Origin of the sequence: Aestuariibaculum marinum, assembly GCF_014596975.1 — a bacterium.
Lineage (GTDB): Bacteria > Bacteroidota > Bacteroidia > Flavobacteriales > Flavobacteriaceae > Aestuariibaculum > Aestuariibaculum marinum.
The window spans coordinates 519,156-536,469 of the sequence record NZ_JACVXD010000001.1; the positions used below are offsets into that span (position 1 = coordinate 519,156).

The 17,314-nt window shown below is 34.0% G+C and carries 8 protein-coding genes; 2 read left to right on the forward strand and 6 right to left on the reverse strand.

Going from position 1 to position 17,314, the window contains the following annotated elements; translation table 11 throughout:
• Positions 1 to 195: 195 nt before the first annotated feature.
• The 5 genes from ICJ85_RS02335 to ICJ85_RS02355 form a co-directional block, all read right to left on the reverse strand.
• On the reverse strand, positions 196 to 1,815 hold the full coding sequence (locus ICJ85_RS02335; protein WP_188222156.1) for a family 43 glycosylhydrolase: 1,620 nt from the start codon (positions 1,813 to 1,815) through the stop codon (positions 196 to 198).
• A 366-nt stretch (positions 1,816 to 2,181) separates the two neighbouring features.
• A complete protein-coding gene (locus ICJ85_RS02340; RefSeq protein ID WP_188222157.1) occupies positions 2,182 to 3,429 on the reverse strand; it encodes a DUF2264 domain-containing protein in 1,248 nt (415 codons plus the stop codon).
• A 409-nt stretch (positions 3,430 to 3,838) separates the two neighbouring features.
• Entirely contained in the window at positions 3,839 to 5,830 is a 1,992-nt protein-coding gene (locus ICJ85_RS02345; protein WP_188222158.1) for a RagB/SusD family nutrient uptake outer membrane protein, read from the reverse strand.
• 11 nt (positions 5,831 to 5,841) lie between these two features.
• Positions 5,842 to 9,150: a SusC/RagA family TonB-linked outer membrane protein gene (locus ICJ85_RS02350; RefSeq protein WP_188222159.1), complete on the reverse strand. Its 3,309-nt coding sequence runs from the start codon at positions 9,148 to 9,150 to the stop codon at positions 5,842 to 5,844.
• Between the two features lie 161 nt (positions 9,151 to 9,311).
• Positions 9,312 to 10,493 (reverse strand): glycoside hydrolase family 88 protein, encoded by a 1,182-nt coding sequence (locus ICJ85_RS02355; RefSeq protein ID WP_188222160.1) that lies wholly within the window; start codon positions 10,491 to 10,493, stop codon positions 9,312 to 9,314.
• Between the two features lie 328 nt (positions 10,494 to 10,821).
• Here ICJ85_RS02355 and ICJ85_RS02360 point away from each other — a divergent pair, with 328 nt between their 5' ends.
• Positions 10,822 to 14,937, forward strand: a complete 4,116-nt coding sequence (locus ICJ85_RS02360; protein ID WP_188222161.1) for a two-component regulator propeller domain-containing protein — start codon at positions 10,822 to 10,824, stop codon at positions 14,935 to 14,937.
• A gap of 154 nt (positions 14,938 to 15,091) precedes the next feature.
• On the opposite strand, the gene ICJ85_RS02365 is transcribed toward ICJ85_RS02360, so the two are convergent.
• Positions 15,092 to 15,664, reverse strand: a complete 573-nt coding sequence (locus tag ICJ85_RS02365) for an HPP family protein (protein ID WP_188222162.1) — start codon at positions 15,662 to 15,664, stop codon at positions 15,092 to 15,094.
• 206 nt (positions 15,665 to 15,870) lie between these two features.
• Between ICJ85_RS02365 and nirK the strand changes: the two genes are divergently transcribed.
• A complete protein-coding gene (gene nirK / locus ICJ85_RS02370; protein WP_188222163.1) occupies positions 15,871 to 17,313 on the forward strand; it encodes a copper-containing nitrite reductase in 1,443 nt (480 codons plus the stop codon).
• The last annotated feature ends 1 nt before the right edge of the window (position 17,314 follow it).

Genomic DNA, 17,314 nt, shown 5'->3' on the forward strand with positions numbered 1-17,314 from the left:
GATTAATAATAGCCCTATAGTACTCTTTTTTTTTATTTGATCTTTTATCATATGATTACATTCTATGGTGTTATATTTTATTCTGAATGATATCGCTCTTTAATTACATTTTTAAAAGACATCTTTACAGATTTCGATTTTATTAAACACATTAAAACAGTTTTACTATAACTTACATTGTAATATTCATATTAATTAATTTGACTTAACCAAAGAAACATCATCAACCAAGCAATATGCACCAGCCTTTCCATCAGCAAGAAAACCGACTTCCACTTCATTGTTTGTTACCTCTATATTTTTAATGCTTATGGTTGTCCACGTTTCATTTTTGTCTGTTACAACTACTTCAAGATGCTTGGCTCCTGATTTTGCGTACATTTTAAGGTATTTAAATCCGTCGCTGTTTTTAATTTTCGCCTTTAAATTATAGGTATCATTTTCAAAGGTCACATAAGGGGAAGAGGTTATTGTTTGATGCACTTTTCTTATAAAATTAACGCTATCACTCATATTAAGGCTCCTTTCTCCAATAACCACCTTACGCTCTTCTTCTGTATTTGCATGGTTTAATACTGGTGAAAGCGAGTCTAAAGAAATTTCCGTACCATTTATTACTGTAGTTTCCCAGCCCAAAAGTCTAGTTTGCACAGGCTTTTTATGACTCGGTATTTGCTTTCTATCTGCTTCAAATGAAGGATTTTTTATCCAGTTATTATCAGCAGCAACCTCCCATTCGCCAGTTTTTTCATTAAGATTCCAAGAGTTAATTGAATTAAAGTAAGGCACAAAACCATCAAAGGATAATGGACACCACTGGTTATATCCCAAGCCATTACCAGCAAAATCGGCCCAACGATCGCCACAGAAGATAGCAGTCTCTTGTTTGCTTCCACGGACGGTAACAAAAAAGCCAGTTTGGGAAATATGTGCATAATCATCTTCTGCACCTGAAAATACCTGCATGTCGTTTTCAGGTAGATAAGGCCCAAAAATATCATCTGCAACAAGATAGTATGCGTTAGAGCCATCCCAACCGTACAATTGTGATGCTGCTAAATAGTATTTACCTTTATATTTAAACATACAGTTACCTTCACGTCCTGCTCCTTTAAATACTTGTTTATAATTCAATAAAGTAATTGTATCATTTTTTAAACCTATTTCAGAAATATAAATTTTATGACGGCCTTTTCCATAACTGTAAACCAAATAAGACTTACCTGTGTCTTCGTCTGTAAATACGGTTTGGTCTCCTGTATTTGTTGTTCCAATCCAGTCTTCCATACTTTTAACATAGCTTTTCTTGAACGGCCCTAATGGCGAATCGGCCGTAGCGAACAGTACCCGAGCACCATATTGAATAATCAACACATATTTGTCTGCTTCTTTCACATAAGCCACCCCCATACGACCAAGCCAAGCCCACTGACGCTCGGAATCTTTGAATACCTCTTCTTGAGTCAGCACATTATCTTCAAACTTCCAATTAACCAAATCAGTAGAAGTATAACAGCTAACACCTACAAAGTTATTTCTGGCTTGGGTAACAGAAGGATCTGCTCTATACATTTCAGCTTGTTTGTAATGGACACCATACCAATAGTATTTCTCTTCACCTGTTTCATGATCTAGAAACTTGAATATTCCTCCTCCCTGACTATATATGGGTTCTCCATTTTTAGTATCCCAAAAACTATCATTCTTAATGTTATTGTTTTGGGCCTGAAGAAAGGTTGCAATACAAATTGCCAAAAGTGTTAAATAAGCATTAATAGTCGATCTATTCCGTAATTGTAATGTTTTAAGATTCATCTTATTTTTATATTTAAAAACCTGTGATTTATTTTAATTTCTATTTTTTACCATTTGTCAAAGTCTCCAAAACTGGATATTAATCCAAGTGGAAAACTTTTGAGTATAACCTTATTTTTATAAGTTTCCGAATAATAAGGTACACCATCATAAAGCAAAATAGAAAGCTTAACTCTGTCATCTGGACTCGTTATAGTTTGTTAGTTTACCCAAGAGGCATATACTACTAAAACAAATATGCATATGTGATTTTTTCAACCTAAAGTCATTTGCAATCTTAATTAACCTTTTCTTTGAGTGGCATTTACGTAAAATTTATCTCAATCTAACTTTGCACAACACTTTCTATAACAGAACAATTATTAATTAATTTCTAATCGCATGATCTATTTTAATATCCTGTCCTGACCATATTTTCTTTTGTGTCCAAGGTTCATAAGGGGCACTCCAAAACGGGTCTTCCTTAGACAATCCTAAAACCAAAAAGGCTTCAGAGCACAAATACAAACTCCCCGTAGAGATATATCCTTCTCCTATATCTGGTTGATGACCATACAAACCTATTTGTAACCATCCGTTTTCATTGAACGTCCCTTCTGCATTAATCTGATTATAAATCATAGCATATAAAGCAGACCTTACTTGCGCTGGCTTTATATCCTCGGGTAATTCTTTCCAGAGGGCAATTTGAGATAATGCCTGAAAAGCTCCAAAACGATATGCTAACGATCGTCCTATTGGCGGGTAAGTACCGTCAGGTGAAATTAAGCGTTCCTGAATAGCAGCATAACGGCTTGCTCTTTTTAAAGCTATAGAATAGTCCTTTTTTATTCTCTCATCTTTTTCGACAAGTACCTTTAATATATCTAATATCATGGGTTGAATAACAAAGCTATTGTAGTAATCCCAATGAAAATCTGGCCCATCGCCGTACATTCCGTCTCCCAAATACCATTCTTTATGTTTATTTAAGGGATAATCTAAGCGCATGTAATCTGGTCCTGCATCGAACTTTACTAATGCGGCTTCAACCATACCGGAAAACAGCAACCAATTACTATAATACGGTTTTATAACTCTACTTGACTTTAAGGCTTTTATAACATTGGCTTTTGTTGTTTTATCCAAAGGTTCCCATAATTGTTTTGGCGCTCTAATTAATCCTTGTGCTAAAAAAGCAGCATCAACTAGCGGCTGACCATCTTTGGTAAAATTCATAAAATCCGGTGATTGGGGATTGGTTGCATTATGAATACACTTTCGAGCTAATTCTATGTATCTTGCTCTTAATTTACCTTCTACTGTATCGTCTGGACCTAATTCCAACCATGGTGCCATTCCTGATAACAACCTACCAAAGGCTTCCAAATAGGTTACATGGGTTCGGTCGTCCCATGCTCCTGGCGATCTTTCTACAGGCATCGTTTTTTTTAATTCATTTTTGCTTAATGCATTTAAAACGGGATCCCCTATTTTTATTAAAGATTTAACAAAGAAATCCCGCACCTCTTGCGGTGTAGCCTCTTGTAATTTATTGTTTTGAGCATAAAAATTTAAACTATTCAAAAATAAAACAGCAATAATTAATAGCTTCCGTATTTCTTTATGTTTCATATGTATTTAATAAATAATCTATTTTTTGAAGATCCTTTGTATCGTTTTCTGACCATAAAAAATTACAGTCCATTGGGGTAAAACTCTTCAGTTCCTTCTCTAAAAAGGTATGAGTTTTTATTATTTTTAAGGTTATGGTTATCACAATGATATCGCCTTCAATTCAGATACCATCTGTTGTACTAAAAAATAATTGTTAGAACGTAGTGAGTAATCCTCTAAAATCGGTATTTGCATGCAGATAGTATATTTTATCTGGACCTTCCTGTTATTTCATAAACTAATACATCATGTATTGATTGGTCTTAGCGTCGTATGTTGCTGAGGTGCCATCCTCATTAAAAAAAGAGAAGAAGACATGTTATCTTCTTCTCTAAAAAATAATTTAAACTAAAACAAACTATTTAAACTAATCTATATTGTCCTCATCTGCTACGGCATCTTGCCAGTTGTCCCACATTTTTATACTTGGATCGTAACCGTCATACCCATAGTTCTGACTCAATTGTCCTTTGGTATTTGCTGTAATAGCACTATTTGGAACTGGCCAATATACATTACGCTTATCCATAGTGTAATATTTGGTTCCGTTAGGAATTACAATACCTTCTGGATGCTTGTTATAAAGCGTATAATGTACGATACGCTGATACCAATAACTACCCCCTGCATTATCTGTTCCCGACTGTTTATCCCAAGTATTAACATCATAAGTATTTCCCCATTCATCTGGCATACCACTTATTGCTAAACAATGAGAAATACGCGTTAGTTCTACGTTTCTCCATTCTTCTAGATAAAGCTCTCTACCTCTTTCTGCACAAATATCTCCAATAGTAACTGCGCTATACATTTGCGACGCATCTGCGCGCGCTCTAATCGTGTTAACATCTTGGGTCGCACCAGGTATATTGCCTTGGTAAAAACGTGCTTCTGCTCGCAATAAATAAGTTTCTGCCAAACGATAGAGATACCAATGTGCCTTACTACCAGTAGTTGCCCCTCTAAAATCACTAGAAGCTTGGTTATTTTCACTTTCCACGTCATGCAGATACAATTTATATAAAGGAAAATCAAACCAATCGCGTATAGAGTCTTTGACGATTAGCCTGCCATTGTCATCATACATTCTAAAATTTTCACCATAGTCTACAGAACTTGGGTCGCTATATTTAAGATCTTCCATATTAACCCAGTTACCAACCTCGTTATTATGCCTTAAATCTTGAGTATCTTCTATCCCATTTACAACCCACATTGGTTTTTGCGAATAATACGATGCACTAACGGTAGCAATACCACGACCAAAGGCTCTTGCGTAATCAAAGTTTGGGTCGTAATTAGAACTATTTAAACCAAATCGATTTGCACCTCGTTTTCCATCAGTAGGCGTTATAATATTTCCAGAATTCCAAAATGGCCCAAAAATACGCATAGACATAAAGTATAAAAACGATTGTGCACCATCGTTTGGCATAATCATTAAGGCTTCAGTGTTTTCCGAAAGTACCTTATTTTCTGGTCTATGTAAATCCCAAATTACATTTCTTGTAATTTCCCATGTTTGTGAATTTCCACCTTCATCAAACTGTCCGAATGGGTTTTGCATTAAGGAATATCCAGATTGATCTATTAAAATATTCGCTTGCTCCTCTGCTTCTTGAAACCGTCCTGAAGCCAAATAACATTTTATTAATAGTTGTCTACAAGCAGCTTTATTAACTAATCCTTTAAATTCTAACTGTCCTTGCTCAGGAACCCATTCTACAGCGTTTTCCATATCGGCAGTTATCATTTCAATAATTGCGGACTTCTTAGTAGAATAATAATTTTGCTTTGGTACTTCTAGAATTTTTGTTATTAACGGTACATCTCCAAATTGATATACCAAGTTAAGATATCTGTAAGCTCTATGAAATAATGCTTGCCCCTTGTATTTGTTTTTAACATCTTCTGATAGCCCTTCTACATCATCTATATACGACAATACCGTATTAGCATATTTAATACCATTATAACCTTCTTCCCAATAATATCCAAGATAGATATTGTCGCTAGGGTTTACCTGAAAAGTTCCTGTTGGAATAATGGTGTTGGCATAATCTGCAATGGTGTTACTCGCATCTGATTTACCATATTTTGCCATATCTGAAAACACATACTCTGTACTAATAGGCACATTGTTGTATGCACCACTGTAGTGAATCCAAAATCCTCGTAAAGCTCTATCTGCAATAGCTATGGTTGCCTTTAATCCTGATTCGGTAGAAAACGTTGTTTCTGGTTCGTAAAAAGAAAGAGGATCTGGTTCAAGAAAGTCTTCCGAACAAGAAATAAACAAAGCAGGCCCAATAAAAAAAGGTGCTAGTTTCTTTATTTTATTTTTTATATATCTTTTCATCGTTTTGTTTTTTAAAGAGTTAAATTAAATCCAAAGTTAAACGTACGGGTCGCAAGGCCTCCGGTTTCTGGATCACCAAAATATTCCCAATCTGCGGCCCATGTTGCCACATTACGAACAGACATAATAAACTTGAAATTCTTAACATTCATACGGTCTAAAACATTCTGAGGAAGAGAATATGATAAAGCTATATTGTCTAAACGGATAAAATTACGGTTATATAACTTTGCAGCTCCAGCTCCAGCTGGTGCTATAGCATCGAGACGTGCCCAGTCGTTGGTTGGGTTATCAATAGTCCAATATGGGTTTTTAAAAGGATTGTAATTATAGGTATATAAACTTCCGTCGTTATAATTATTCAAGTAGTTCCCATTAAGTGACTTATGCCCCATATATGAATACATATTTATGGAAAAATCCCAATTTTTAAAAAAGGTAAACTCATTACGGAGAGACCAATTTACGGGTGGTGCCGTTTCTCCTAAAAACACTTTATCATTATCGTTATAAACTGGCGTACCATCGGCTGCATCGTCTGCTGTGTAATGGTTTGCAACTTTAGGATCTCCTGGACGTTGCCCATAACGCTCTGCTTCTTGCCATTCATCTTTTTGCCAAATTCCTATAACTTCATAATCCCAAATTTCAGAAATTGCCTTACCTATAAACCAACCATTACTGATATCGTCCGCCTCTCGTTGTCCGATAACATTACCTTCACTATCTAGAACATTTTCCTGGTTTCCGTATAAAGCATTTATAGTATTCTTGTTGTATGATAACGCGAAATTAGTACGCCATTCAAAATTTGGATTTTGAATATTAACGGTATTTATAGCAATTTCAAAACCTTTATTTTGTACTTCCCCTAAGTTAGTTGTTATCGAACCGAAACCAGAAAAACTTGGTAAACGCTGTGCCATAATCATATCGTTGGTAACCATATTATAAGCATCAATAGAACCTGATATGCGATTATTTAAGAAACCAAAATCGAAACCAATATTTGTAGATGTTGTCTTCTCCCATTGTAAGTTAGGATTCGCCATACGATCTATTGCCAAATACTTAACATCTACAATTTCTCCAGAAGAATCAACATATCCCATCGTTGCACCTGTACCAGAACCTAAATTTGCTAAAGAAACATAAGGATCTGCTAAGGAGCGATTACCATTTTTACCCCAAGACAATCGTAATTTAGCAGTATTCATTGCATCCCAATTAAACCAGTTTTCATTGGACAAATTCCAACCTAAGGCTATAGAAGGGAATGTTGCATATGGATTTGACGCTCCAAATGCGGAATACCCATCGCGACGTATAGTTCCTGTTAACATATACCTGTCGTCGTAAGAATAAAATAGTCTTGCCATTAAACCATCTGCTGTTTGGTGTGTATCTGTGGTTGAAAAACCACTATTATCAAGCGTTGCATTAGACGTATTATGAAAACCTAAGGCATCTGATGGTAAAATATTACGAGCATCAATATCATCAGACCAATAGCGACGCTCTTCAGCTTCTTGTACCAAGGTTACAATAAAATGATGTTTGTCATTAAATGTATGATCCCATGTTATGTTATTATTTAAGTTCCAATCAAAACTTTTAGCATGCCCTCTATCTACACCAACATTAGCGGGATCCCAGCCCTCGTGTGCTGAAGATTGAAAATATCGGTCGTAAAAAAATTGATATCGTGGCGAAACGTTAAACGAATAGGTAATACCAAAAGGTAATTTAACTTTTGCATTGAAAATAGTATTCAGTACGGTAAAACCTTTCTCTAAATCCATAAACTGACGGTCATAGTAATAATTATAACCTCCAATATTTAGCCCCATTGGTAAACGCTCATAATTACCGTCTGCATCTCTAAAATTGGAATACGGACTGTTTCTTAACATATTTGCATCCCAATAGTTAGTTCCTGTACCTACCCGAATATCTCCATCGGTTCGATCTTGAAAATTAACGTTTGCTCCAACTTCAAGCCAATCGGTAACCTTACCATTAACTTTCATATTTGCACGAACAGCCGAATAATCATTCCCTTGTACAGCCCCTTCTGTACTCAAATAACCTAGCGACATATAATAATTAACTTGCTCACCAGCACCAGAAACACTAAGGTTATAATCTTTATTGATACCTGTTCTAAACGTACTACCATTCCAGTCGTGCGATTTTCCCGCTGTAAAATTATCTAATATAACATCTTCTAAACCTAAACGTCGACCCCAAACTTCCATTAAACTTCTGCCATCGGTTTCAGAGGTTGATTGATAAGCCAACCACTCATCCTGAGAAATGCCATATTGGTCCAACTTGAACGGACTAGAAAAATACCCTACTTGCCCAACTCGATCTGCTACCCAAGCCTCGTATTGCCCCGTATTATCATTAAAACCGTATGTCTTTGCCGTTTCCCAATCTTCGCGATACTTAATATAACCTTCTTTATCATAAATATCACGATATGCACTTTTAACATTAATACCTGCATTAAAATTAAAATTAATAATTGGCTTACCTTGACGTCCTTTTTTAGTCGTAATAATAAGTACACCTGCTGCAGCTTTAGACCCATAAACTGCTGTAGACGAAGCATCTTTTAAAACATCTATTTGTTCAATATCATCTGGGTTGATTTCTGAAAGTTCACCATAAAATTGCATGCCATCTAAAATGATTAATGGTGAATTATGACCACCATCTGTATACACAGACGTTTGACCACGAATTTGTAAAGATCCGCCTCCTTTAGCATCAGCTGAATAGCCCACTTTTAAACCTGGAACACCACGTAAAACATCTTGAACCGTTTGCGGATTTTCGTTTGCTATTTTATCTGGTTTAACTTGTACAACTGCTCCTGTTAAATCCTTTTTCTTGACTGAGCCATAGCCAATAACAATTACTTCATCAAGTACTGCAGTATCTTCCTCTAAGGTTATCGTTAATGAGGTTTCTCCTTTTAGAGCAATTTCTTGAGTTTTGAACCCCGTGTAAGAAATAACAATAGTAGCATTAGCGCTAGACACATTAAGTGAAAAAGCACCGTCAAAATCAGTTTGTGTACCGTTCGTCGTTCCTTTTTCTATAATATTTGCTCCCAGTAAAGGTAATCCTTCTTTATCTGTTACTTTTCCAGATATTTCAACTTTTTGTTTCAATTTTACCAATTCAGTATCCGTGCTTTTTAAATTGGTATTTTTTCCTTGAACTTGATAAGAGGTAATACAAAAAATCAGTAACGCTATTGTACTACATTTAAAATCAAAGTTACAACCCGTGAAAAGGTATTTTTTCATTTTAATTGGTTTTGTCATAATTAATTTAGTTTTGTTTGGTTATTGAGCATGCCTTTCCGTGGTTTGATATAGCATGCTTAACTTTGTTTGTTTTTAATTTAATTCATGTCATAAATTTTTAATTTTTTGTTTGTACATAATATTAGTTATTAAATGGTATGTTAAATCCTATTGTATTTGTATCTAAGCATGGCCTCAATTAAATAGTAATCGCCATAAGTTAAAGGCACATCGACTTCACTATTTTCAGGAATGTGTCCAACCCCATGTTTAAGTAAAAAACCTCCATTTGTTCCTAATTTGGCTAAATACTCATCCGATGTTAATGTACTGATCATTGTTTTAGCCGCAGAGTTATAAGTATTAGACAAGTTTTCATCAACATACTGCTTTAGCTCTAATAAAGCCGATGCCATGATAGCACCTGCAGAAGAATCTCGTAATGCATCCGGAATATCTGGTGCATTAAAATCCCAATACGGAACCATATCTTTTGGCATATTAGGGTGGTTTAAGATAAATTCTGCAATGGCTTTAGCTTGGTTTAAATAAATCTCATCTTTAGTTTCTCGATACATAACAGTATAACCATACAAGCCCCAAGCCTGACCTCTAGCCCATGCCGACTCGTCTGCAAACCCTTGCGCAGTGTGCTTCTTTTTTATTGACCCATCGTTTTTATTGTAATTAACAACATGATACGAGCTGTAGTCATCCCTAAAGTGGTTTTTAATGGTAGTATTGGCGTGTGTTACCGCAATATCATAATAGGTAGAATCGTTACTATATTTAGAAGCCCAAAACAACAATTCCAGATTCATCATATTATCAATTATAACTAAGTAATCATCATTTCGGCTGTCCCAAGATTTTATACATCCAACAGTTTCATCAAATCGAGATGCTAAGGATTTAGCACTATTCATTAAAATCGTTTCATATTCTAAAGAAGGATTTAAACGTTCAGCATTTCCAAAACTACAATACATCATAAAACCAAGATCGTGGGTTGTTGTATTAAACTGTTCTCGCTTTAAATCGTTTAAAACCCGTTTAATCTCTTTTTGAAATGCTGGATTTTTAGAATCTTCGTTTAAATAGATAAGAGATCCAGGATAAAACCCACTACACCACCAGCCAGAACCACTAATTTCTAATTTGTCTTGATCCGCAAAATAAGTTTTAGGATATTGACCCTTTGACAAACTATTCATTAAATGCTGGTACTGTGTTGTTGCGATTTTTAGTGTATCGTCTATTTTAGATTCTAGCGTACTTGATTTTTCAGCACATGAAAAAAGGAAAAATACAACGGCTACATATAAGCTTGAAAATGTTTTCATTCTGATGGTATACTACTTTATATTATGGTTTGTTTTAATAAATGTTTATAACACACTTATTGATTTTATCGAAAGTAGTTTAAATGTTATTTAAAACAGAGGTACTATTGATTAAAAAAAGAGGGAAAATAGATTCAATTAAGCCCCAAACGGGTATTAAAGCAGCTAACAAAAAACAATAAGCCCCTAAAAAACAACAATTTAAAACAAATATGGTATTATGTGAAATATTCTCAATTCTTACATTGTAAAATTGTTTTGTTGATAATTAAAAACTATTATTTGTTATTATTTTATTAATTTTCACACATCAAACCCTACGAATGCCATGAAAATAATAAAGAGTACATTTATAAAATTACTTATACTCTTCTGCTCATTTTGCCATGCCCAAGATTTTTCTTTGATTGACAGTAAACAAGATTTAAAATTCGAGTATTTTAATGTTCAATCTGGCTTGTCTAATAATGCCATTACAGATTTAGCAAAAGATTCTCTAGGTTACATTTGGGTATCTACTTTTGACGGACTTAATCGCTATAATGGAAATGAATTTTTTAGTTTTAAAAAGGAAACAGACACTTTAAATACCATAAACTACAACTTTATTCATGAAATTAAAGTTAACTCAAAAAACGAACTCCTAATAGCAACCGGAGAAGGACTTAATATTTACGATTCGAAAACAGAAAAATTTTCAATTTTCGATGAAACTAATGGACTATTTACAGAAAGCTTAAGCAGTCTAGAAGTAGGTAAACAAAATGAAATTATCATTAGTATCTACGGGAAAGGTTTAGAGTTTTTTAACCCTAATGAGCCAGAAAAAAACTTCCATTTAGAACATAACATACATTCAGAAAAAAGTTTATCCTCCAACCATATCTCAAGCGTACTTTTAGATGACAACACTATTTGGGTAGGTACCTTCTTTGACGGACTCAACAAAGTGGACTACCAAACAAAAACAGTAGAACGTGTTTTTATAGGCGATGAAACCGACAAGAGTCTAAATAAAATTAATTGCTTAGTAAAAGACGAAAACGATAATTTATGGATAGGTACCAGAAACGGAATCGTTATTCTTACCAAAGATAATAAACGTATATACATTACCGAGGGACAGAGAAAACAAGGCTTAAGCGACAAAGAGGTTCTTGCCTTAGAACCAGATGGGACAGGCAATATGTGGGTAGGCACGCAAAATGGAGGATTAAACATTATCAATCTAGACGCTTATTTAAAGCATCAAAATTATATAAAGTGGTACTTACCTAACGAAAATGGTAACGATTTTCAAGGCCGGTGGATTTCTTCTATTTTGAGAGATAACGACAACAGTATGTGGGTAGGCACACATCACGGACTGTATTATATAAATCCAAAAGAATCTGCCATAACTCATATTGAAAAGAAAGCAACCACCGCACCAATTTCAATAAATCACAACTACGTTAGAAGTATCTCTGAAAGCAAAAATGGTAATCTTTTAATTGGTACCGATGGTGGTGGATTAAATATTTATGACTCGAAAACTGGAAAATACAGCTATATTAAACATCATAACAATAAGCCATCAAGCCTTTCTAATAATTATGTTTACGATGTATTGGAAGACAGTAAAAACCGCATTTGGGTTGCCACATACAGAGGCGGATTAAATAGAATGACTTCGGCTTCAGGCGATTTTAAAAAATATCTTCAAGGTTCTATAGACAACGGATATAAGGTGAATGTGATTTTTGAAGATAAACAAAACAAAATATGGGTGGGTACAAATCGTGGTGGTCTCTATAAATATAACGAAAACACAGACGATTTTATATACATTACTACTCTAGGCACAATGGATATTCGCGATATATGCGAAGACGACCTTGGTAATTTATGGATGGCAACTTATGGTAATGGTGTTGTTAAATATATGCCGGACTCCGAAACCTATTTGCAGTTTAGTATGGCAAGAACAACAGGAATTGAAAGTAATATTATGTACGCTATTCAACCGTTACCCAATAATTTATATTTAATAGGAACAGGTTATGGTGGCCTTCTAAAACTTGACCCGATCGCAAACAAAGCAAAAGCTTTTACTACAAAACATGGATTAAGTAACAACACTGTAAATTGTATAGTGTACAATAATGAAAATGATATCTGGTTAGGTACTTTAAGAGGTTTAAGTCATTTTAACAACACAACCGAAACAATTACAAACCTTAATTATCTAGATGACATTCCGCTAACAAGTTTTAATGTTGGTGCTGCCTACTCTTCGACAGATGGTCTACTCTATTTTGGAAGTAACGACGGACTTTATAAAATTAATCCTGCAAAAGTATTTGCTGCAAATCAAGATTACCAATTAATTTTCGAAACCTTAAAAGTTTTTAATAATAAAGTAAAAGTATCTCCTAATAATCCCAAAAGCATACTTACCAAAGCCTTACCTTATGTAGACCACGTAAATCTAAATTATAACCAAACTTTGATTACTATTAATTTTAGTGTCTTAAAATACCCCAATGCCCAAAACATCGATTACTCTTATATTATAGAAGGCTACCAAGACCAATGGGTAAATATTAATCAAAGTAATACCATAAATATAAGTAACCTACCTCCTGGAGGTTATAATTTAATTGTAAAAGGAACTATAAATCCGCAAACTACAATTAGTAATAGTCTTAAAATAACAATTAGCCCACCATTCTGGAAAACACCACCGGCTTATTTATTATACACTTTAGTACTTGCAACGTGTATCTGGCTTGGTTTAAGATATTATAGTGAACGTATTAAATTAAAGAACTCCCTAATTTTCGAAAAAAAACAAAGACAATTAGAAAACGACCTTAATTTTGAACGGGCAAGATTCTTCACCAGTTTTTCACATGAATTAAAGACTCCTTTAAGTTTAATAATTGCACCTATAGAAAATCTTATTGAAAAAATTGATAAGAAAAAACAAAAAGAACAATTACAATTGGTACTCAAAAATTCTAAATATCTCTTAAAAAATATACAGAAACTATTAGAATTTAGAAAAACAGAAATTGGATTAAATAAGCTTGCTATAGAAAAAGTAAATCTCTCTGAACACATTGCTCAAATGATGCTTAGTTATAAAGCACTTGCTAAATCTCGAAACGTCCATTTAAAAATTCAAAATACAGAAAACGACATTTTTATCTGGTGTGATATCGAAAAAATTGAAATTATATTACATAACCTCCTCTCTAACGCTTTTAAATACACTCCAAAAGAAGGTACGATATCAATAACTATCAATAAGACGAATAATCAATTAAACATTGCTGTTACAGACACAGGAAAAGGCATTTCAAAACAAGATCTACCACATATATTCGATTGGTATTTTCAGTCAAAATCATCAAAAGGAAAAACAGGTTCTGGTATTGGTTTAGCCTTATCAAAAATATTTGCAGAACTTCACTTAGGTACACTTTCCGTAGAAAGCAACAAAAATAAAGGCTCTAAATTTAGGTTACAATTACCTACGGATGCTTTTAATGAGTCTACAAACCAAAACAATTCAAATTCACAAATAACACCTGAAATTAAAATAGACCAAGAGCTATCTCCCAAAATCTGGGCATACCAAGAGAATGCTTTAGAAACCAGCGACCTTAAAACCAAAATAAATGAAGATAAAGGGCGTAAACTCATCCTTATAGTAGATGATAATATCGACATATTAACCTTTTTATCCTCGTTATTAGAAGAAGACTACGATTTAATATTCGCAGAGAATGGAAGTGATGGTATTTCTAAGGCTATTAAATATGTTCCCGATTTAGTATTAAGCGATGTTATGATGCCTCTCAAAGATGGCTTCGATTTATGTAAAACACTCAAAAAGGAACAAACCACATCGCATATCCCAATCATACTACTTACCGCTGCAGCCAATCCCGAAAAAATAAACGAAGGCTATACAGAAGGCGCAGACGATTATGTTACAAAACCATTTCATCCTAAACTTTTAAAAACAAGAATTAAAAACCTAATTCAAACACGGTTAGAACTTAAAGCTTACTTTGACAATAAGGAAAAAGAATCAACTCAATTTGTCGAAACTCATAAAACGTTGTTAGATAATGAAAAAGCATTTTTAAAAGAATTTTATACCATTATAGAACAGCAAATTGCAGAACAAAATACCAACGTAGATATAATTTGCGAAAAACTAGGCATGAGCAAAACATCGCTTTACAGAAAAATAAAAGCCTTAACCGGAAAAACTATTAACGAATTGACCCGCAAGGCAAGACTAGATAAAGCCGTTAAATTAATTAAATACGACAATCTAACGGTTTCGGAAGCCTCATTCGAAGTCGGTTTTAACAGCGTTAAATATTTCAGAAAATTATTTAAAGAAGAATATGGTAAGCTCCCTTCTGAATTAAAAAATGATCTTTAATAGATAGAACAGAAACCGAGAGTCATAAACAGCGGACATAATAATCCAGTCTAATTCATAACATAAATCATTACTGAATAAAGATTTACCAAAAAATTCAGCTATGCTCAATATTTTCCGCTACTAATGGTTTAACATTTCCGTTTTTTGCATACTACTTCATAATGAATCTGGTTAACTTATTATCGGTTGGATATTTTCTAAACGTAGTCAAATTATTAAAAACCAAAGCGACAATAAACAATATTAATACACCCGACAAAACAGGAGAAAGTACATAAAAATACCCTAAAGATTTTATTTTTTCCGTTCCAATTATTGCTATCAAAGCGGTTGCCCCTCCTGGTGGATGCAAGGTTTTAGTAACCTGCATTAAAACAATTGACAATGAAACAGCTAAAGGCGCTGTAATCCAAATAATTTCTGGTAGTATTTTATAAATTGTAACTCCAATTATTGCAGAAATTAAGTGTCCTCCAATTAAATTTCTAGGTTGAGATAAAGGACTTTGAATTGCTCCAAAAATCAAAACACTTGTCGCACCAAACGAACCAATTAAAAAAACATTTTCTTCCTTAGATAAGTAAAACGATTGAATAAAAGCAATAATCCCTATACCAATAAAAGCCCCAATAAAAGACCAAAAATTTTCAGTATAATCAACAAGGGTTTCTCTGTATAAAATATATTTCGAGACTCTAATGCTTCTTTTTACTTTCTTCTTCATAAAATTTAATATCGGCTTTTCACATGATTTTTAAATCGTGCAAAAGTACAAATCTTAATTTCTTTAAAGTTTAGTTTTTTAAGAATCTTAATTTCATTTCTTTAACCATAGACAAAACAATTAAGACAAATTTATCCTAATTATGATAAATATCATATTTTAAAGCTTTTGTATCTTATAGATTTGAAAAACAAAAATCAATTAATATGAAAAATCAACTAAACTATTTGCTATTATTTATTTCGTTGTTATTGATTAGTTGTTTCAATAATCAAGAAAAAAATTACGAAAACACTTCTGAAATCCCAGTTAGTAGAGAAATGACGGCAGAGTTAACATCGCCTCCAAATGTCCCCACCCCTGTTGGAAGAAGAAAAGCTAAAAAGCTAATTGTAAAGATGGAAATTCTTGAAAAAGAAGGAGAAATGACTGATGGCGTAAGATACGTGTATTGGACCTTTGGAGGTACGGTACCAGGAAGTTTTATAAGAACCCGAATTGGAGATGAGGTCGAATTTCATTTACAAAACCACCCCGATAACAAATTACCTCATAATATCGACCTACATGCTGTGACTGGTCCTGGAGGCGGTGCTGAATCTTCATTTGTTGCTCCGGGTCATGAAAAAGTATTTTCTTTTAAAACTTTAAACCCCGGATTGTATGTTTACCACTGCGCTACAGCTCCAGTTGGCATGCATATTGCAAACGGTATGTATGGTTTAATTTTAGTTGAACCTGAAGGTGGTTTACCTATTGTTGATAAAGAATATTACATTATGCAAGGTGACTTTTACACTAAAGGCGCCAACGGTGAACGTGGATTACAACCTTTCGACATGCAAAAAGCAGTAGATGAAAAAGCCGATTATGTCGTATTTAATGGTAAAGTTGGCTCATTAACAGGCGACAATGCTATAACCGCAAAAGTTGGTGAAACCGTTCGACTTTTTGTCGGTAATGGTGGTCCAGGGTTGGTGTCATCTTTTCATGTTATTGGTGAAATTTTCGATAAGGTCCATATTGAAGGTGGTAACAAAATAAATGAAAACGTACAAACCACCCTAATACCTGCTGGAGGCGCAGCACTTGTTGAATTTAAAGTGGATGTCCCTGGAACTTTTATTTTGGTAGACCACTCCATTTTTAGAGCCTTTAATAAAGGGGCTTTAGGTATGTTAAAAGTTGAAGGCGAAGAAGATAAAAAAATATACTCAGGAGAAATTCGTGATGATATTTATTTACCTGAAGGTCCAGGTTTACAAGAAATGCCTACTACAAACGAAATTGTAGAATCAAAGATTCCTGCTAAAAATTTTGATGAACAAATGAAATTTGGAAAACAAGTTTATATGCAAACCTGCTTTGCTTGTCACCAATCTGAAGGACAAGGTGTCCCTAATGCCTTTCCTCCGTTGGCAAAATCGGATTATTTAAATGCCGATGTTAATCGTGCTATTGGTGTTGTTTTACATGGTTTAACAGGAGAAATCACTGTTAATGGTGAAAAATACAACAGTGTAATGACCCGACAAATGTTATCTTCTGAAGAAATAGCAAATGTGTTAACCTATGTTTACAATAGCTGGGGTAATTCTGAAAAAGTAATAAACACAGACATGGTTGAAAAAGTAAAAAATAAAAAGTAAT

Coding starts and splice junctions, on each gene's coding strand:
- ICJ85_RS02335 (WP_188222156.1), bottom strand. CDS start 1,815: ATGAATCTTAAAACATTACAATTACGGAATAGATCGACTATTAATGCT.
- ICJ85_RS02340 (WP_188222157.1), bottom strand. CDS start 3,429: ATGAAACATAAAGAAATACGGAAGCTATTAATTATTGCTGTTTTATTT.
- ICJ85_RS02345 (WP_188222158.1), bottom strand. CDS start 5,830: ATGAAAAGATATATAAAAAATAAAATAAAGAAACTAGCACCTTTTTTT.
- ICJ85_RS02350 (WP_188222159.1), bottom strand. CDS start 9,150: ATGAAAAAATACCTTTTCACGGGTTGTAACTTTGATTTTAAATGTAGT.
- ICJ85_RS02355 (WP_188222160.1), bottom strand. CDS start 10,493: ATGAAAACATTTTCAAGCTTATATGTAGCCGTTGTATTTTTCCTTTTT.
- ICJ85_RS02360 (WP_188222161.1), top strand. CDS start 10,822: ATGAAAATAATAAAGAGTACATTTATAAAATTACTTATACTCTTCTGC.
- ICJ85_RS02365 (WP_188222162.1), bottom strand. CDS start 15,664: ATGAAGAAGAAAGTAAAAAGAAGCATTAGAGTCTCGAAATATATTTTA.
- nirK (WP_188222163.1), top strand. CDS start 15,871: ATGAAAAATCAACTAAACTATTTGCTATTATTTATTTCGTTGTTATTG.